Genomic DNA, 18,084 nt, shown 5'->3' on the forward strand with positions numbered 1-18,084 from the left:
CTGACTGAGCAGACAACGCACCAGGAAGAGGGACGGCCATGCGGCGACACGAGGACCACGACCACGCCGGCGAAGGGGTCGAGGAGCACGACCGGGGGCTGTCGTACGACCTGCCGGTGCTGGCCAGGCGGCGGATGATCCGGCTGATGGCGGGCGCGGGGCTCGCGGCGGTGCCGCTGGTGGGGTGCAGCGCGGACGGCGAGCCGAGCGCGACGGCGTCATCGGGGAGCCCGGCGGCGAGTTCGGCCTCCGGCGGCGCGACCGGTTCCGGCGACGCGGCTGGCGCCGAGTGCGCCACGATCCCCGAGGAGACCGCCGGGCCCTTCCCGGGCGACGGGTCGAACGGGGTGAACGTCCTGAAGGAGAGCGGCGTCGTCCGTAGCGACATCACGAGGAGCTTCGGGAACTCGGCGGGCGGTACCGCCGAGGGCGTACCCCTACGGGTCACCCTGACGGTGGTGGACGCGGCCTCGGGCTGCGGGACGCCGAAGAAGGGGGCGGCCGTCTACGTCTGGCAGGCGGACCGGGCCGGGGACTACTCGCTGTACTCCCAGGGAGTGACGGACGAGAACTACCTGAGAGGGGTCCAGGAGACGGACGACAAGGGGCAGGTCACCTTCACCAGCATCTTCCCGGGGTGCTACCCGGGTCGCTGGCCGCACGTCCACTTCGAGGTGTACGGGTCTCTCGGGGACGCCACGGCGGCGACGGCGATCACGAACACCTCGCAGCTCGCGTTCCCGAAGGACGTGTGCGACGTGGTGTACGGGACCGCCGGGTACGAGGGCAGCGTGCCGAATCTGGCCCGGCTCACCCTGGAGAGCGACATGGTGTTCCGGGACGGCTACGACCACCAGATGGCGGCGGTGACGGGGAGTCCGTCGGCCGGGTACACGGCCACGCTGACGGTCGCGGTGTGACCCGTCACAGATGACCGGATCGGGGTTGCGACTTATTACCGGCGGGTAGCATCATCGTAGCTACCAGCTGGTAAGTGAAGCCAATGCGCGAGGAACACAGTGCCTCGCCGACCTCTTGACGGAGCCATCACCATGGGGCACTACAAGTCGAACCTCCGCGACATCGAGTTCAACCTCTTCGAAGTCCTGGGCCGCGACAAGCTGTACGGCACGGGCCCCTTCGAGGAGATGGACACGGACACCGCGAAGAGCGTCCTGTCGGAGCTGACGCGGCTGTCGGAGAACGAGCTGGCGGAGTCCTTCGCGGACGCCGACCGCAACCCCCCGGTCTTCGACCCCGAGACCAACACGGCGCCGGTCACGCCGTCCTTCAAGAAGTCGTACAAAGCCTTCATGGACTCCGAGTACTGGCGGCTCGGCCTGCCGGAGGAGATCGGCGGGACGACGGCGCCGCCGTCCCTGATCTGGGCCTACGCGGAGCTGATCCTCGGCGCGAACCCGGCCGTGTGGATGTACTCCTCCGGTCCGGCGTTCGCCCGCATCCTCTTCGAGGAGGGCACCGAGGAGCAGAAGAAGATCGCGTCGATCGCCGTCGAGAAGACCTGGGGTTCGACGATGGTCCTGACCGAGCCCGACGCGGGCTCGGACGTCGGCGCGGGTCGTACCAAGGCGGTACAGCAGGAGGACGGCTCCTGGCACATCGAGGGTGTGAAGCGGTTCATCACCTCGGGTGAGCACGACATGGAGGAGAACATCCTCCACTACGTCCTCGCGCGCCCCGAGGGTGCCGGTCCTGGTACCAAGGGACTGTCCCTGTTCCTGGTCCCCAAGTACCTCTTCGACTTCGAGACCGGCGAGCTGGGCGAGCGCAACGGCGTGTACGCCACGAACGTCGAGCACAAGATGGGCCTCAAGGCGTCCAACACCTGCGAGATGACGTTCGGCGACCGCCACCCCGCCAAGGGCTGGCTGATCGGCGACAAGCACGACGGCATCCGCCAGATGTTCCGCATCATCGAGTTCGCCCGCATGATGGTCGGCACGAAGGCGATCTCCACGCTCTCGACGGGCTACCTCAACGCGCTCGAGTACGCCAAGGAGCGCGTCCAGGGCACCGACCTCGCGGCGTTCGGCGACAAGGCCGCGCCCAAGGTGACCATCACGCATCACCCCGACGTACGACGCTCGCTCATCACGCAGAAGGCGTACGCCGAGGGTATGAGGGCGCTCGTCCTCTACACCGCCTCCGTCCAGGACGCGATCGCCGTCAAGGAGGCGAACGGGGAGGACGCGAAGGCCGAGCACGCGCTGAACGACCTCCTCCTGCCGATCGTCAAGGGCTACGGGTCGGAGAAGGGCTACGAGCAGCTCGCGCAGTCCCTCCAGACGTTCGGCGGCTCCGGGTTCCTCCAGGAGTACCCGATCGAGCAGTACATCCGGGACGCCAAGATCGATACCCTCTACGAGGGCACGACCGCGATCCAGGGCCAGGACTTCTTCTTCCGCAAGATCGTCCGCAACCAGGGCGCCGCGCTGAACTCCCTCGCCGAGGACATCAAGAAGTTCCTCGCGCTCGGCACGGGCGGCGAAGAACTCGCCGGCGCGCGGGAGCACTTGGCGAAGGCGGCCGTCGAACTCGAGGCGATCGTCGGCCTCATGCTGACCGACCTCGCGGCGACCGAGCAGGACGCCAAGAACATCTACAAGGTCGGCCTCAACACGACCCGCCTGCTGCTGGCCTCCGGCGACGTCGTCGTCGGCTACCTGCTCCTCAAGGGTGCGGCCGTCGCCGCCGAGAAGCTGGAGACGGCCGCCGCGAAGGACGTGCCGTTCTACACCGGCAAGATCGCCGCGGCGAAGTTCTTCGCGGCGAACGTCCTGCCCGGCGTCACGCTGGCCCGCAAGGTCGCGTCCGGCGTCGAGCTGGACCTGATGGAGCTGGACGAGGCAGCGTTCTGAGAGCCACATGCGACTGAGTCCCGTCCGGGGTCGGGCGGGACTCAGTCATGTTCGCCCATATCGAAATGGAATTTAATTCCTTATTTCCTTTTTGTCGCTTGTGCTATTGTGCGGAATCATTATTCGCGAAGGCGAGTGATGTGAATATTCCGTGAATTAAGCGCGAAGGAATGACTGTGCACAAGTACATAAAGGTGGCGGCCGGCGTAATAGCGCTCGCAACCTTGACGCCGGCCGCCGCATCCGCAGTACCCGGCGGCCAGGAGGGCGCCCGGGTCACCTGCGCCTCGGACGGCAACGGGCTGACCGGCCATCTCCTGGCCAAGCGCCTCGAAAAAGACATACACGAGGCCCTGAAGGGCCGCGACAGCGTGGCGTCGGTCGCACTCTACGACCGCAAAACCGGAATTGAATGCGCATACGACGAGAACAGGCAGCAGGACGCGGCAAGCGTCATGAAGACCGTCATCCTGGGTGCACTGCTCTTCCAGAACAAGGGCCCTCTGAGCAGCGAGGACGACGCCCTTGCCAGGAAGATGATCACCGCTTCGGACAATGCTTCGGCCACGGCTCTCTGGAAAAAACTTTCCGACCTGACGAATCCGTCCGCCCCGAACCCCGTCAAGATTCAGGAATTCCTCGACGCGGCGGGAATGAAGAACACCGTCCTCGACAAGGAAGGCTTCTGGGGTCTCAGCCAGGTCACCGCGGCGGATCAGCTCACACTTCTGAAGGTGTTCACCTCCGACGGTGACACGGGAGCGCCGGTGCTCTCCCCGGAGGCACGCTCCTACGCGCTGGACCTCATGAATCACGTCCAGAGCGACCAGCGCTGGGGAACCCCGGCGGGAGCCCCCCAGAACGCTGTCGTCCATGTCAAGAACGGCTGGCTGCGGCGCTCCAACAATCCTGATGTGGACCCCTACGACAGGCTTGACTGGAAGGTGAACAGCATGGCCGCGTTCACCGGTGACGACTACGACTACGGGCTTGTCGTCCTCACCGAGAACAACAGGGTCGCCGAGGGCCAACCGGCGGAATCCGGGTGGACGTACGGGATAGACACCATCGAAGGGGTCGCCCACGCGGTCCACCACGATCTGTACCCGGAGCGGTCGTCCTTCCGTAGCCTCCAGCCCACCCCGCAGAGTCTGGTCAAGCAGCTCAAGTTGCAGCCTCAGCAGCCCAGATGAGGTGGATGGGGACCGCGGCGGACGTCAACGTCCTGACGCGCCGCCGCCCGAAACCCTCCGTGGGCAGGGCGGGTCGTAGTCGAGGCGGGGGAAGTGGCGGGCCCATTGGGCGCGGCTGATGGTGTTGTGGGCGTGGTCGCAGGCGTCGACGAGGGCCCGGTGGAGGTCGGTGTACCAGAGCTGGACGCTGTTGTGGGCGGTCACGGTGAGGAACGTGTCGTCCGCCTTGAGGTGGCGCACTTCCTTGACCGTCCCACGGGGGTTGATGAGGTGCGCCAAGGGGGCGGGGTGGGCGGGGTCGGTCACGTCCCAGGCGTTCACCGGGCCGTCGATGCCGACGGTCACCGCCGTGCGGCCGTCGGAGGCGAAGGCGACGCCGGTGACGATGTCGGCGTGCCGGGCCAGTTCGCCCAGTTCACGGTGTTCGCTGACGTCCCACAGCTTCGCCGTGTGGTCGTCGCTCCCGCTCAACAGGGTTGTGCCGTCGGGGCTGTAGGCGAGGGCGTCGACGAAGTTGCGGTGCCCCTTGAGGACGGCGGTGAGGGTGGCGTGGCGGGGGTCGGTCACGTCCCAGAGGCGGACGTCGTGGTCGTCGGAGCCCGAGGCCAGGGTCTTGCCGTCGGGGCTGAAGACCACGGGTTTGACGTTGTCGCCGTGGCCGGTGAGGCTGTCGAGCAGGTGGGGGTGTGCGGGGTCGGTGATGTCCCAGAGGCGGATGGTGTGGTCGTAGCTGCCGGTGGCGGCCACGCGGCCGTCGTGGCGCACGGCGACGGAGTAGACGCCGCCGGTGTGTCCGGTGGGCAGCTTCGACGACGGCCTGGGGTGGAGCGGGTCGGTGACGTCCCACAGCCGGAGCGTGCCGCCACTGTCCACGCCGAGCAGCGTGTCGCCGTCCGGGGTGAACTGGATCGGGCCGAGGCCGGCTCCGTCGGTGGTGCCGAGGCGGCGGGGACGCCGTGGCTCGCTCAGGTCCCACAGGACGACCCGCACGCCGTCGGCCATGGCCAGCGTGCGGCCGTCGGCGGTCACGGCCGGGGTGTGCCCGACCGGTCCGGGGCCGGTCGTCGTGCGGCCGGTCGACGCGACGGACAGGGTGCTGAGCAGGGCGTCCCGCGTACGGTCCTGCCGAGTCTGCCGGTAGGCGGCCAGGGCGAGTTGGACGGCCAGTGACGGATCGTGCGGGCTGAGGAGGACGGCCTTGTCGGCGGCGCGCAGGGCCACGGCCTCGTCGCGCTGCCGGGTGAGGGTGTCCTGGGCCCGGACGGCGAAACCGGCGGCGGCCAGGGCGCAGCCGAGCAGGACGACCAGGGCTCCGGTCAGCCGGCGCAGACGGCGTAGACGGCGGCGGTCGTGCCGTCGCTCCCGCTGTACCGCCGCCTCGCCGGCGTCGAGGAAGGCCCGTTCCCTGGCGGTCAGTTCGTGCGGCGGGATGGTCTTCGCGGCGTCGAGGCGTACCCCGCGGTACAGGGTGTCGGGGTCGTGGTCCAGGGATTCCCAGAGGTTGGTGGCCTCGGTGAGCGCGCGGTGCAGACGCACCTGGCCGCGGTCCTCCTCCAGCCAGTCGCCGAGCCGGGGCCAGCAGCGGATGAGCGTCTCGTGGGTGATCTCCACGTGGCCGGCGTCGGCGGTCAACAGCCTTGCCCGGGTGGCCTGTTCGAGGACGGACTCGGTGTCGGGGCCGCCGTCGAGTTCGTGGCGCGGCACCCGGCGTTTGGTGTCCTCGGTGCCCTCGCCGAGCGCGACGAGCCGCAGGAACAGGCGCCGGGCGGCCTCCCGCCGGGGTTCGCTCAGGGCTGCGTACCAGTCCTCGGCGGTCCGGGTGAGCGCGTTCCCGATGCCGCCCGCCTCGCGGTAGCCGGCCAGGGTGAGGGCGTTGCCCCGCCGTCGTTTCCAGGTCTCCAGCAGGGCGTGCGAGAGCAGGGGCAGCGCGCCGGGCCTGCCGTGGGCGTCGGCCGTGAGGGTCGTCAGCAGGGCGCTTTCGACGGTGAGGCGGGCGCGGACGGCGGGCTGGACGATCGCCGCGCGCAGTTCCTCGGCGGTCAGCGGGCCGACGGGGTGGTGGGCGTGGGGCAGGACGTCGACGAGGGCGGGGAGCCGTGTGCAGTGCGTGTAGAAGTCGGAGCGGACGGCGAGGGCGATTCGGGTGCGGCTGTCGGGGGTCTGGGCCGCGTGGACGAGTGCGGCGACGAACCGCTCCCGTTCTCGCGGGTCGCGGCAGAGGGTGAACGCCTCCTCGAACTGGTCGACGAGGATGAGCAGTTCGTCTGCCTGGCGCTGCCGCTCGGCGAGGAGCCGCCGCACTGTCCGGTGGAGGGTGCGCGGGTCTTTGGTGAGCCCTGCGTGTGCCGCGTCGAATTCGATGCCGGCCAGGGCCGCCAACCGGGTCGCGCATTCCTCCAGCGGGTGCGGGCCGGGGGTGAAGAGCAGTGCGGGAATTCCGGGGAAAGCGGGGAGCACACCGGCGTGCAGTACCGAGGATTTACCGGAACCCGAGGCCCCGAACAGAACAAGGAGTCGCTTTTCCTTCAGGTGATCGATGAGTGTGCCGGTAAGTCTCTCCCGGCCGAAGAAGAAGCCGGCGTCCGCTTCGCCGAACGCCGCCAGACCGGCGTAGGGCGGCTTGACGTCGTCCCGTTTCCGGTCTTTCTCGCCGGCGCACGCGTCCGCCGTCCGCTGCCAGATCAGCTTCCATTCCCGCTCGTCACCGCCACAGGCCCGGACGTAGGCGAGGGTGACGGCCAGGCTGGGGAGTTGACGTCCGGCGGCGGCCGAGGACAGGGTCGCGATGCCGTAGTGCGTTCTGCGGGCGAGGTCCCGGTAAGTGGGGCGGCCAGCCTGTTCGCGTAGTTTCCGCAGCCGTGCCGCGAATTCGAACAAGGGGCCGTTCTCCGGGTCCAGTGGACTTTCTCCCCGTGCCACGGGCGCACTCTTTTCCCTGGTCAACGGATTGTTCGGGATCCGTTTGTTCGGCGTCGGCCGACCGGTGGTGAACAACAGATTAGCGGCTAGAAAAGGTGTGCCGGGTCCCGCACCGGGGGCCCGGACGACAAGCGGAAAAGAGGAATTCCATGAAGAAGCGCATGCTGGCGGCGGCTGTTCTGATCAGCGGGCTCGCTCTGGGGGCCGGGCCTCTCGCGCAGGGGGCGCAGGCGGTGGAGGGGGCGCGGGTTGCGCAGGGCGCGCAGGCGGCGCAGGGCGCGCGGGCCTTCGTCTGCGTCGTCAACGACGACGGAGTCAACTTCCGTGGCGGCCCCGGCACCGAGTACGCCGTCCTGGGCCAGGTGAACAGGGGGCAGCAGTTCGAGTATCTCGACCAGGTGGGCGACTGGGTGAAGGGCAACCTGGTCGGCGGGCGCACCGGCGTCTGGATCCACTACTCGTACGTCAACTGCTGACCTCACCGTCCCGTTCGATCCTGCGGGGTGCCGTCGCGCACGGCGATGGCACCCCGTAGTACCTGCGAGTTACCCCCTCCCCCTGCGCAAGGAGCGTTCATGCACGACGGCAGGCCGGTCCACCTCAGCCGGGCCGGTTTCCTCCGGGCAACCGCCGCAGCAGCCCTCGCGAGCGGCGTCCCGCTTCCCGTTCGGGCCCACGCGTCGGCGGACCCCCTGCGTGTCTCCAAGGTCGCCGACCTCACCGGGCCCGGTCTCACCACCCGGTTCCGTATGGAGGCCACCGACCTTGGCGTGCCGGTGCGGACGCCCGATGGGCGGCTCCTGTTCGTCTTCGGGGACACCTTCGAGGAGGCCAGGGTCGGCGGCGGGTGGTGGCGTTCGCCGGTGGCGCTGTACGGACGTCTCGACGGACCCGGCCGGCCGGTCGTCTGGACCGGTGCGGTGGGAGGGGAGCACGCGCGGCAGCTGTGGCCGTACGACCACGACAACCCCGAGTACTCGACCGTGCTGCCGTCCGACGTGATCACCCTCGGGAACGTCATGTACGTGCACGTCATGGTGAACAAGGGGCTCGGCAACGTGGTGCGCACCGAGATCTGGCGGTCGGGCGACTCGGGCGCGACCTGGGCGCCGACCGGTGCCGTGTTCGCCGCGGGCCTGCACGGCGGCATGTTCCAGTTGCTCACCTGGGCGCTCGGCGACGACGGGTACGTCTACGTCCTGTCCACCGGGTTCCAGCGGGACAAGCCGGTCATCCTGCACCGCGTCCGGCCCGGCCGGCTGACGGATCCCGGCGCCTACGAGCCGTGGGGGCGGGCCCCCGACGGCCGTTGGTCCTGGGGCGCCCCGCCCACGCCCGTCCTCGACGGCGCGTTCGGCGAGCTGTGCCTGCGGCTGCTCGCCGGCCGGTGGGTCCTGACCTGGTTCGACCAGGGCGGCTACCGGATCGACGGCCTGCTCACGGACCATCCCACGGCCGACCTTCGCGCCGCCCGCCGCCGCACCCTGCTGCGGGGCACGTCCTGGGGCGACGAGGACGATACGCACGTGGCCCAGCTGTACGGGGGCTACATCATTCCCGGGTCGACGCCCGACGACCTCCATCTGTCGGTGAGCCAGTGGAACACGGGGGCGGGGTGGCCTTATCGGGTCATGCAGTTCCGGGTTCGGGGGCTTGCGGGGTGAGTCTGGATGCCGGGGGGCGGGCGTGTTCGTCGTCGGGGCGGGGGCTCGGTGGTGCGAAGGGCTGGGCCGAGATCCACGACGACGGCGGCGAGTGACCCGTCTCCTCTGATCGAGGCCGACCCCGGCGCAGGTATGGCATGGCCAGCGCCCGCGCCAGCTGCCATCAGACCGCACTTACGGCAGCTCTGCCCACGTCCCCATCACCGCTTCCAGCGTCCAAATGCGGACTTTGGCCTGCACCTTGGATGCATACAGATCCCGCTCCGCGACGATACTCAGGTCGCCGGCGCCGAGTTGCTCGTGCAAGGCGTGCTCGGCCAGGTTCATGCCGGTGGTGCCGCCGTTGCAGAGCGAGGTGAGGAAGGAACCATCCCAAGTTCGCTCGTGCAGAACCCAAGGAGCCTCGCCACTGGCGGTCTTGTGGAGCAAGCTCATGAAGCTTGCGGCGCGGTCGCGGCGGAGTGTCCCTTCCCCGATCTGAAAGATATGGTTACCGGTCTCGATCACCGTCGCGGTAGGCAGCACGAAACGCACGCTGGCCTTCAGCCGTGCGTCCATCTCCGACAAGACCTCATCGCGGTGATCGTTCATGTAAGGCACGTTGAGGATTTCGACGAAGACCGAGGTGTCAAGGAAGTCGACGACCGGCAGCTGGAGCCCGGACCGATGCTGTCTGCTCACCAACTCACAGGCTCCTCAGGAAATCCTCGACACTGGTCATGCTCGTGTCTCGCGGAAGGACGGCATCCGGCAAGCGGTCCTTAGTGACCGCGTCGCCCAGGTCACCGGCTGCCAGCAGATCAACGTAACCGGGTAGCTCCGTCAGACGGGTCAGCACGCTCTCCCCCGTCATCCGATCTCTGCTGCACACCACAACACCTGAATGGTCCTGCGCTGCAAGGGAGTTGAGCAGCGCCGGACTATGCGTGGTGAACAGTACGTCGATGCTACGGTGCTCCGACTCCTCCTTCATCAGGCGCAGCACGCGTGCGGCCTGTGTGGGGTAGAGGCCGTTCTCGATCTCCTCGATCACCAGGTGCCGCTGGGCCGGCAGTGGCCCCTTACCGTCGTCGGAGACGGGAGCGCTGAGCAGCGCCGTACCGAAGGCCAGAAAGCGCAGCATCCCGTCGCTGAGGAGTCGAGCCGGGACATCGTGGTCCGTTCCGTGGTAGCCCGACTCACGCAGCACCAACTGCACATCACCGAGCCTCGTGTCGACGCTGCTGATGCCCCGCACGGGATACTCGGGCATGCCCGCCACCAGATCCGTCAGCCTGTCGAACGCGGCGGAATCCGTCTGATGCAGGCTCTCCACCGCTGCGCTCAGGTTGTCGGCGCTCCGCCTGAGTTCCGTGTCGCGGGCATTGACGTACTGCCTCATGAGATGCGGGACAGGATCCAGCAGGAAGACTTCGCGCAGCACAGCGAGGACGTCCTGTGCAGCTCGGTGTACCACCTTGGTTGCTTCCGTCGTCGCGGGCAGCCGTGCCGGAACCTGAGTCGTCAGCAGCCGGTCGGCTACGAAAGGGACACCCGGATCGAGACCGCGCCGTCCGTTGAAATAGCGGACCTTGAGATCGCTCCGGCGAGGGTCAACGGGGTCGCTGGCCAGCAACGCGCGGCCCGCCGCGAGCCGACGGCCCCCGTAGGGCACGCCCTCCACGGCCGTCAGCTCCTCCCGCAGGATCCGCACCTCGGGGCGCACCGCGATCTCCACATCGAGATCGAAGACCGCCTGGCCGGATCGCACACGGCAGCCGAGCTTGAAACTGTCCTCTCCCAGTGGGGCACACCCCTCAACCCCGCCCCGGATCGGCTCTTCTCCCCCGCTCCTCGGCCCGTCCAACACATCCCGGACCGGCTCACCCAGGGCAAGCCGGGACAGCACCATCAGTCCATCGAGAGCATTGGACTTACCGCTGCCGTTGCGCCCGATCAGTACCGTGAGGTCTTGGAGCGGCAGGCACTGGTCGGTGAAGCTCTTGAAAGAGGTCAGGCGCACCTCCTCCAAACGGGGAGTTTCCACCGGGCACCTCTCTCGCTGTCTGAAACCTGGAACTATCTTCCCCTCAGCAAACCAGCAGCCCTCGCAAGCCGTCCAGCCAGGCTAGGCATCAGGGATTGGCTACCAGCACGACGTACAGGGTCAGGCGGTGGGCTTGTCGGCCTTGAGGCTCTCCGTGAAGGAGGTGAACGCGGGGGCGGAGATGGCGAGTTCGGGGCCGTGGGGGGTTTTGGAGTCGCGGATGGGGACGGTGCCTTGGGGGGCCATGTTCACCGCGATCTCGACGCAGTCGCCGCCGTTGTCGCTGTACGAGGACTTGGCCCAGAGCGCGACCTCGACGCAGTTGCCACCGTTGTCGCTGTACGAGGACTTGACCCAGCGGAGGGAAACTTCGGTAGTCACGGTGTGCCCTTTCGAACCTGTCTGATCATGGCCACGGACTCTGCCTGGGACAGCGCCTCGGCCTGTAGTTGATGGTAGGCCGTCAAAGCCGCTGCCACAGCGGGGGATTCACGGTCGAAGTTTCCCTGGGCCTGGGACTCCGCGTAGTAGACCATGGTCCGGTCGGGCATGGTGATCAGGTTCACGGGCAGATAGAGCGAACGGCGCTCCCCCATTTCGAACGGGGCGATCTGAAGCATCGTCCGGGGGTTGGCGGCGAACTCGATCAGGTGGTCGAGCTGAGCCGCCATGACCTCAGGGCCCCCGATGGGACGGCGGATGCAGCTCTCGTCCATCACCACGAACATCATCGGTGGGCGGGAACGCTGGAACAGCGTCTTCTGGCGCCGCAACAGGAACGAGACTCGCTCGTCGGCCTGCTGTTGAGTGACGGCTCCTCGCTGCACGGCGCTGTTTGCCAACACCCGCGCATAGTCCGGCGTTTGCAGCAGGCCGGGGATGACTCCGATGTCGTAGAGCCTGACCTCTATGGCCTTGCCCTCGTACATCACGTACTCGGGGAACCCCTCCAGCAGCACCCCGTGCTTGATCTCGCGCCACTTCTGCTCGAAGCGGTCACCGGTGCCCAGCGTCGTGTCCGCACTTCGCGCGAACCGCAAAGTTGGCCACTTGCGACCAGTTTCCACCGCTGAGATGTGCGAACCCGAGTAGCCCATGGGCTCGGACAGGTCTTCCTGCCGCCAGCCCTGTTCCTCACGCACGCTGCGGAAGAACGCGCCGAACTCCGCTTGAGGCGAGGCGTCCGGATTCAGCTCTTTGCGGTTCACCAAGTTGCTTGCCCCCTTTGGTCAGTTGCTCGGCTTCTGACTGTAGGACACGCTGGGGCCTCCCGGTAGCGGAATGGCTACAGAGAGGAACGGTCATGTCCGACGAGAGAATCCCCCCGCCCGTTCCGGAAGTCGGCACGATCATGGTCGACCGGCAGGGCCGGGTCGGTGAGTTCCGGGCCGTCGAGTACGGGTTCTGGTGGCTGCGGCCGGTGTCCGGTGGCGTCGAGTGGACCGTGGAGCCCGGGTCCGCCGAGCCGGCGAGCGCGGAGCAGCGGCTGCGGACGAAGGTCGCCGTCGTGAACGAACGGACCGAGCGGCGGGGGAAGTTGGGGTGAGACGTGGATGCTCACCGACCGGTGACTCCGTACAGCGAACACGTCCCGACCATCCAGAGGAGCCGACTTCCGTGCAGCAGAACCCTGAACTCCCCGACAGACTCTCGCCGTTGTTCGGCATGTCCCCGCCCGCTCCGGTGCCCGGCTGCTCGGTGTGCGCCGAGTTCGCCGAGCAACGCAGGGCCGCTCGCGCGGCGTACGACGGCAGCAGGGAGACGGACGTCAACGTGCTGATGCGCCGCCATCGGAAACAGGCGCACAGCGGGTGAACCGTCAGGGGCGCTTCCGGTGCTAGTCGGTCTTGGGCTCGCCCGTGCTCTGGTCCTTGACGAAGGAGCCCATGCCGGGGGTGGTGGTGATCAGGCCCTCGGCGCGGAGGGCGGCGGTGGCTTTGCGGACGGTGGGCCGGGCCACGTCGAACTCTTCGCCGAGCTGCACCTCGGACACCAGGTGGCGCGGTGGGTACTCGCCGCTCTTGATACGCGCGCGGACCACTTCGACGATTTGCTGCCACTTGGGACGGGTGGGATCGAACTCGAACACAGGTGGACCTTACTCATGGGCAACCATGCTCACATAGATAGTGATGTCAGGTGATGGGGGTGGACAGGGGGTGATCGGTGGGTCTACCTTCGGGCATGAAAACGCCCCGGGCGGACCGCGTAGGACCGGTCCGCCCGGGGCTGGCCGAGACAGCTACGAAGGAGCTGACCGACTTATGCGCGATGCTATCGCCCGCGCCCTCACCTGGGTGCTCACCACTTTCCTCACCCCTCACCGCCCCGGACGGCACACCGCCGACTTCCTCACGGCGCAGCCGCAGCCGTTGCCGCCCGCCCCCGTCAGCCCCTGGTCGCGGCCGTGGACCAGTCCCAGCAAGGAGGAGGCCGCCGCCTTCTTCCGGCAGCAGGACGCCGCCGACCAGGAGCGCAGGGTCAAACGCGAGCGCCGACGCGCCGCCGCCCTCGCCGCGCGGGGCATCGACTACCCGTACACCTATGACGGCGCCCCCTTCGGACCGGACGCGTTCGCCGTGACGGAGGCGAGCGCGTGAACCGCGAGGCGCTGCTCGCGGAGCCTCCGGTCCCGTTCGGTGCCGACTGCTGCCGGTGCGGCCGGTGGAGCGGCGCGGCCGTGGCGTGCCGGCGCGTCGAGAGGGCGGGTGGGCCCGGCGTCACGCTGTACGCCTGCCCGAGGTGCGTGTTCCTCGTCGGCGCGGGGCCGATGGCGGACGAGGTGATCCGGGCGGGGGTGACACGGGCAGGGCGGGGTGCTCCGCTGCGGCCCGCCGCACCGAGTAACGCCCGCCACCCCGGGTAACACCCGCCGCACCGGCTAGCGGATCCGGGACCCCGCTCGGACGATCGCCCGAGCGGGGTCCCTCGGGAGTACTAGGGGGAGGAGGCGCCCGCGCACCGACCCCGGCCGCCCGCCCCTCTCCGGCGTCAGCCCGTAGTACCTCCGAGGTACGCCCCCGTAATACCGGCGCCGACCGCCCGTCCCGCCCCTGGCTAGAGTGGCCCCATGACCCTCCCCACCCGCTTCGACCGCGGCCACACCGACGACCTCCAGTCATTCCTCATGGCCAGCCCGACGCCGTACCACGCCGTGGCCACCGCAGCGGACCGGTTGGAGAAGGCCGGGTTCCAGCAGCTCGCCGAGACCGAGGCGTGGGACGGCACGAGCGGCGGCAAGTACGTGCTGCGCGGCGGCGCGATCGTCGCCTGGTACGTCCCCGAGGGGGCCGGCGCGCACACGCCGTTCCGGATCGTCGGCGCGCACACGGACTCGCCGAACCTGCGGGTGAAGCCGCTGCCGGACCTCGGGGCGCACGGGTGGCGGCAGGTCGCCGTCGAGATCTACGGCGGGCCGCTGCTGAACTCGTGGCTGGACCGCGACCTCGGGATCGCGGGGCGGCTGACGCTGCGGGACGGGTCGACGCGGCTCGTGAACGTGGGCCGTCCGCTGCTGCGGGTGCCCCAACTCGCCATCCACCTCGACCGATCGGTCAGCGCGGACGGCCTGAAGCTGGACAAGCAGCGCCACTTGCAGCCGGTGTGGGGCCTCGGGGACACCCACGAAGGGGACTTGATCGCCTTCCTGGAGGAGGAAGCGGGGCTCGTGCCGGGCGAGGTCACCGGCTGGGACCTGATGACACACGCCGTCGAGGCGCCCGCCTACCTCGGCCGGGACGAGGAACTGCTCGCCGGTCCCCGCATGGACAACCTGCTCTCCGTGCACGCCGCGACCGCCGCGCTCGCCGCCGTCGCCACCCACGTCGGTGACGAACTCCCCTACGTCCCCGTCTTCGTGGCGTTCGACCACGAGGAGAACGGCTCCCAGTCGGACACCGGCGCGGACGGCCCGCTGCTCGGCGGTGTCCTGGAGCGCTCGGTGTTCGCGCGCGGCGGGACGTACGAGGACCGCGCCCGCGCGTTCGCCGGGACCGTCTGCCTCTCCTCCGACACCGGGCACGCCGTCCACCCCAACTACGCCGAGCGGCACGACCCGACGCACCACCCCCGCGTCAACGGCGGGCCGATCCTCAAGGTGAACGTCAACAACCGCTACGCCACGGACGGTTCGGGGCGCGCGGTGTTCGCCGCGGCCTGCGAGAAGGCCGACGTGCCGTTCCAGTCGTTCGTCTCCAACAACTCGATGCCGTGCGGCACGACCATCGGGCCGATCACCGCCGCCCGGCACGGCATCCAGACCGTCGACATCGGCGCGGCGATCCTCTCCATGCACAGCGTCCGCGAACTCTGCGGCGCCGACGACCCGTTCCTCCTCGCGAACGCGCTGGCCGCGTTCCTGGAAGGCTGAGCGAGAACGCCGAGTGTTACCTGAGGGGTGGCTCCGAGGTACGTCGTACCGGGGAGCCACCCCTCACGTATCTCCCCCTCAAGGTCCCCCTACTGCTCCCGGCACGCCCTCGCCGCGTCCCTGAACCACAGCGCGCTCGCCTTCGGCGTCCTGCGCTGCGTCTCGTAGTCCACGTGCACCAGCCCGAACCGCTTCTCGTACCCGTACGCCCACTCGAAGTTGTCCATCAACGACCAGCAGAAATACCCCCGCACGTCGACGCCGGCCGCCCGCGCGTCGCCGATCGCGGCGAGGTGGTCGGCGAGATACGCGGTGCGCTCGGTGTCCAGAATTCGCCCTGTTCCGTCGACAGGTGAACCGCTGTCGTCAAAGGCGGCACCGTTCTCGGTGATGTAGAACGGCACTCCGGGGTACTCCCGGCCGAGCCGGGTCAGGAGGGCCGTCAGCCCTTCCGGATAGATCTCCCAGGGCATCGCGGTGGACGGCCGGTCGGTCTGCGGGACGCCCTCGTACCCGTGCGGTTCGTCGCTCGCGCGAACCACGTCCCGGAAGTAGTAGTTCACCCCGAGGAAGTCCAGCGGCTGCGCGATGGTCTTCAAGTCCCCTTCCTGAACCGGAAGTTGAGCCTCCTCCCGGGCCAAGTCCGTGAGCAGGTCGGCCGGGTAGCGGCCGAGCAGCACCGGGTCCAGGTACAGCCGTGCCCCGACCGCGTCCGCGCGCCGGGCCGCCTCGACGTCCTCGGGCGCGTCCGAAGCGGGGTGCGCCAGCACGGGGTTGAGGGTGATGCCGACCTGCGCGTCCGGCACCGCCGCGCGCACCTGCTCGACGGCGAGACCGTGGCCGAGCAGCAGGTGGTGGGCGGCCTTGGTGAAGTCCGGGAAGCTGGTGCGGCCGGGCGCGTGGGTACCGAAGTAGTAGCCCAACATGGCCGAGCAGAAAGGCTCGTTGAGGGTGATCCAGTGCTTCACGCGGTCACCCAGCGCCCCCGCGACCATCCCCGCGTACTCGGCGAACCGGTACGCCGTCTCCCGCTCGGGCCAGCCGCCCGCGTCCTCCAGCCCCTGCGGCAGGTCCCAGTGGTAGAGCGTCGCCCACGGCGTGATGCCCTTGGCCAGCAGCTCGTCCACCAGCCGGTCGTAGAAGGCGACGCCCGCCGCGTTCACCGGTCCGCTCCCGCCGGGCTGGATCCGGGGCCAGGCGACGGAGAACCGGTAGGCGTCCAGGCCGAGTTGGGACAGCAGAGCCACGTCCTCGGGCACCCGGTGGTAGTGGTCGCAGGCCACGTCCCCGGTGTCGCCCGCGGCGACCTTGCCGGGGGTGTGACTGAAGGTGTCCCAGACGGACGGCAGGCGCCCGTCCTCGGCGACGGCTCCCTCGATCTGGTACGCGGCCGTCGCCGCCCCCCAGACGAAGTCGGCCGGCAGCCCTCGCACCGCCTCGCTCCCGACGGGCTCCGCGCTCGTAGCGGTCATCCGTTCCGCCTCCCTGTCGGCGGTACGACGTACGGCGTAGACGGCTTCCGCTTACGGCGTCCGTCCCTCTGAAGTCGTACCGCATACGACGTACGCACCCCCTCATGGGAGCGCTCCCAAGCAGGCTTGCCCAATCCCTGACCCCTGTCAAGCGCCGCAGGTTTCCGGACAATCGCGCACGTCCGCCGGGGAGGCGGCGGTAATCGGTTGACAGGATCGGACCGCCCCGGGGAGGGTCATGGAAGGGATTTGGGAGCGCTCCCATGTGGCCCGTTCTGCCTCTCGATTCCGCTCACTACCTCCCACGGGCAATCACGAACAACCACGACCGATCACGCACGTCCGATCCACCCTTCGGCCATCGCAACCGAAAGTGACCGCACGTATGCCTGACCGCAACTCCGCACCGTCCGGAACATCCCTGGGAACACCTTTTGTGGAGCGCAATCTCGACCTGGTGGGCAAGCTCTACCAGCGTTCGATCCATCCATCGGTCCGCCAGGTCGCCTCGGGGAAACGGCTCTCGTCACCCCTCGTGGTCGACCTCGACCCGACCACCGTGTGCGATCTGGCCTGCCCCGAGTGCATCAGCTCGCAGGTGTTGCACCATGGACAGATCGGGCAGGACCGCATCGTCAAGCTCGCGCACGAGCTGGCCGAATCCGACGTCCGCGCGGTGATCCTCATCGGCGGCGGGGAGCCGCTGCTGCACCGGGCCATCGGGCAGATCATCGAGGTGCTGCACGAGGCCGGGATCAAGCTCGGGCTCGTCACCAACGGCACCCAGATCAACCGCCACCTCGACCGGCTCGCCGAATGCCTGTCGTGGGTGCGGGTCTCGATCGACGCCGGCAGCGCGGACACGTACCAGCTGTTCCGGCCGAGCCGGGGCAAGCGCAGCGCGTTCCCCCAAGTCATCGAGAACATGCGGCAGTTGGCCGAGCGGAAGCGGGGGCGGCTCGGCTATTCGTTCCTCCTCATGCAGCGGTTCGACGACGACGGGAAGGTCACCGAGTCCAACTACGACGAGGTGTACCGGGCCGGCGTCCTCGCCCGGGAGATCGGCTGCGACTACTTCGAGGTCAAGGCGATGCTGGACATGGACCACTACACGGTCAACCAGCGCGCGGAGGACGTCGAGGCGGTCGAGGACCAGATCAAGCGGCTGCGGGAGCTGGAGAGCGACACCTTCCACGTCCTGCACTCGTCCAACTGGCAGGCCGTGCGGCGCGATACGGATCCCGTACAACCCAAGGACTACCACCACTGCTCGATCGCCGAGCTGCGGACCACGGTCACCCCTACGGGGGTCTTCGTCTGCCCCTACCACCGGGGTAACCCCAAGGGTCGGATCGGGGACATCTCGCAGACCGGGTTCGCCGAGCTGTGGGCGTCCGCCGACACCTCCGTCATCGACCCGAGCCAGGACTGCCAGTTCGTGTGCGCGCGGCACGGCTCGAACCTGGAGATCGCCCACATCGGGCGGCGGCCCGCATCCGAGGGGGACGGACCGGACGGGCTGATCGACGACTTCGACCCGTTCATCTGACGTCGGCTCCCGC

Annotated in this window: 17 protein-coding genes; 10 read left to right on the plus strand and 7 right to left on the minus strand. The window is 68.7% G+C overall.

Annotation, left to right across the window (positions count from 1 at the left end; genetic code table 11):
• The first annotated feature begins 38 nt into the window (after positions 1–38).
• From IAG44_RS19495 to IAG44_RS19505, 3 genes are all read left to right on the plus strand, one after another.
• Positions 39–920: a dioxygenase family protein gene (locus IAG44_RS19495; RefSeq protein WP_187748371.1), complete on the plus strand. Its 882-nt coding sequence runs from the start codon at positions 39–41 to the stop codon at positions 918–920.
• A 132-nt stretch (positions 921–1,052) separates the two neighbouring features.
• Entirely contained in the window at positions 1,053–2,879 is a 1,827-nt protein-coding gene (locus IAG44_RS19500; RefSeq protein WP_187748372.1) for an acyl-CoA dehydrogenase, read from the plus strand.
• A 176-nt stretch (positions 2,880–3,055) separates the two neighbouring features.
• The gene (locus IAG44_RS19505; protein ID WP_246561891.1) at positions 3,056–4,072 is read left to right on the plus strand and encodes a serine hydrolase; all 1,017 of its coding nucleotides are present in this window, start codon (positions 3,056–3,058) and stop codon (positions 4,070–4,072) included.
• Between the two features lie 24 nt (positions 4,073–4,096).
• On the opposite strand, the gene IAG44_RS19510 is transcribed toward IAG44_RS19505, so the two are convergent.
• Complete coding sequence (locus IAG44_RS19510; protein ID WP_187748373.1) at positions 4,097–6,991, minus strand: nSTAND1 domain-containing NTPase; 2,895 nt, start codon at positions 6,989–6,991, stop codon at positions 4,097–4,099.
• 149 nt (positions 6,992–7,140) lie between these two features.
• On the opposite strand from IAG44_RS19510, the gene IAG44_RS19515 reads away from it, so the two are divergent.
• Positions 7,141–7,467, plus strand: a complete 327-nt coding sequence (locus tag IAG44_RS19515) for an SH3 domain-containing protein (protein WP_246561894.1) — start codon at positions 7,141–7,143, stop codon at positions 7,465–7,467.
• A gap of 99 nt (positions 7,468–7,566) precedes the next feature.
• Complete coding sequence (locus tag IAG44_RS19520) at positions 7,567–8,655, plus strand: glycoside hydrolase family 183 protein (protein WP_187748374.1); 1,089 nt, start codon at positions 7,567–7,569, stop codon at positions 8,653–8,655.
• Positions 8,656–8,829: 174 nt separating this feature from the next.
• Here IAG44_RS19520 and IAG44_RS19525 read toward each other — a convergent pair whose 3' ends face one another.
• The 4 genes from IAG44_RS19525 to IAG44_RS19540 form a co-directional block, all read right to left on the minus strand.
• Positions 8,830–9,336 (minus strand): hypothetical protein, encoded by a 507-nt coding sequence (locus tag IAG44_RS19525; RefSeq protein WP_187748375.1) that lies wholly within the window; start codon positions 9,334–9,336, stop codon positions 8,830–8,832.
• A gap of 4 nt (positions 9,337–9,340) precedes the next feature.
• Complete coding sequence (locus IAG44_RS19530; protein ID WP_246564195.1) at positions 9,341–10,657, minus strand: AAA family ATPase; 1,317 nt, start codon at positions 10,655–10,657, stop codon at positions 9,341–9,343.
• Positions 10,658–10,801: 144 nt separating this feature from the next.
• Positions 10,802–11,062 carry a DUF397 domain-containing protein gene (locus IAG44_RS19535; protein ID WP_187748377.1) on the minus strand — a complete coding sequence of 87 codons (261 nt, stop codon included), beginning with the start codon at positions 11,060–11,062 and terminating at the stop codon, positions 10,802–10,804.
• Positions 11,059–11,889 (minus strand): helix-turn-helix domain-containing protein, encoded by an 831-nt coding sequence (locus IAG44_RS19540; protein WP_187748378.1) that lies wholly within the window; start codon positions 11,887–11,889, stop codon positions 11,059–11,061. The genes IAG44_RS19535 and IAG44_RS19540 overlap by 4 nt, the downstream gene beginning before the upstream one ends.
• Before the next feature lie 95 nt (positions 11,890–11,984).
• On the opposite strand from IAG44_RS19540, the gene IAG44_RS19545 reads away from it, so the two are divergent.
• Both IAG44_RS19545 and IAG44_RS19550 read left to right on the plus strand, forming a co-directional pair.
• Positions 11,985–12,227 (plus strand): hypothetical protein, encoded by a 243-nt coding sequence (locus tag IAG44_RS19545; RefSeq protein WP_187748379.1) that lies wholly within the window; start codon positions 11,985–11,987, stop codon positions 12,225–12,227.
• Between the two features lie 71 nt (positions 12,228–12,298).
• Positions 12,299–12,496: a hypothetical protein gene (locus IAG44_RS19550; RefSeq protein ID WP_187748380.1), complete on the plus strand. Its 198-nt coding sequence runs from the start codon at positions 12,299–12,301 to the stop codon at positions 12,494–12,496.
• Between the two features lie 22 nt (positions 12,497–12,518).
• Here IAG44_RS19550 and IAG44_RS19555 read toward each other — a convergent pair whose 3' ends face one another.
• The gene (locus tag IAG44_RS19555) at positions 12,519–12,770 is read right to left on the minus strand and encodes a GntR family transcriptional regulator (RefSeq protein WP_187748381.1); all 252 of its coding nucleotides are present in this window, start codon (positions 12,768–12,770) and stop codon (positions 12,519–12,521) included.
• A 175-nt stretch (positions 12,771–12,945) separates the two neighbouring features.
• On the opposite strand from IAG44_RS19555, the gene IAG44_RS19560 reads away from it, so the two are divergent.
• Together IAG44_RS19560 and IAG44_RS19565 are read left to right on the plus strand one after the other, a co-directional pair.
• Positions 12,946–13,281, plus strand: a complete 336-nt coding sequence (locus IAG44_RS19560; protein WP_187748382.1) for a hypothetical protein — start codon at positions 12,946–12,948, stop codon at positions 13,279–13,281.
• 470 nt (positions 13,282–13,751) lie between these two features.
• Positions 13,752–15,050, plus strand: coding sequence for a M18 family aminopeptidase (locus tag IAG44_RS19565; RefSeq protein WP_187748383.1), 1,299 nt, complete (start codon positions 13,752–13,754; stop codon positions 15,048–15,050).
• Positions 15,051–15,139: 89 nt separating this feature from the next.
• Here the strand turns inward: IAG44_RS19565 and IAG44_RS19570 are convergent, their stop codons facing one another.
• The gene (locus IAG44_RS19570) at positions 15,140–16,522 is read right to left on the minus strand and encodes a GH1 family beta-glucosidase (RefSeq protein ID WP_187748384.1); all 1,383 of its coding nucleotides are present in this window, start codon (positions 16,520–16,522) and stop codon (positions 15,140–15,142) included.
• A gap of 436 nt (positions 16,523–16,958) precedes the next feature.
• Here IAG44_RS19570 and IAG44_RS19575 point away from each other — a divergent pair, with 436 nt between their 5' ends.
• On the plus strand, positions 16,959–18,071 hold the full coding sequence (locus IAG44_RS19575; RefSeq protein WP_246561897.1) for a radical SAM protein: 1,113 nt from the start codon (positions 16,959–16,961) through the stop codon (positions 18,069–18,071).
• Positions 18,072–18,084 lie beyond the last annotated feature (13 nt).

Origin of the sequence: Streptomyces roseirectus (assembly GCF_014489635.1) — a bacterium.
GTDB classification, from domain to species: domain Bacteria; phylum Actinomycetota; class Actinomycetes; order Streptomycetales; family Streptomycetaceae; genus Streptomyces; species Streptomyces roseirectus.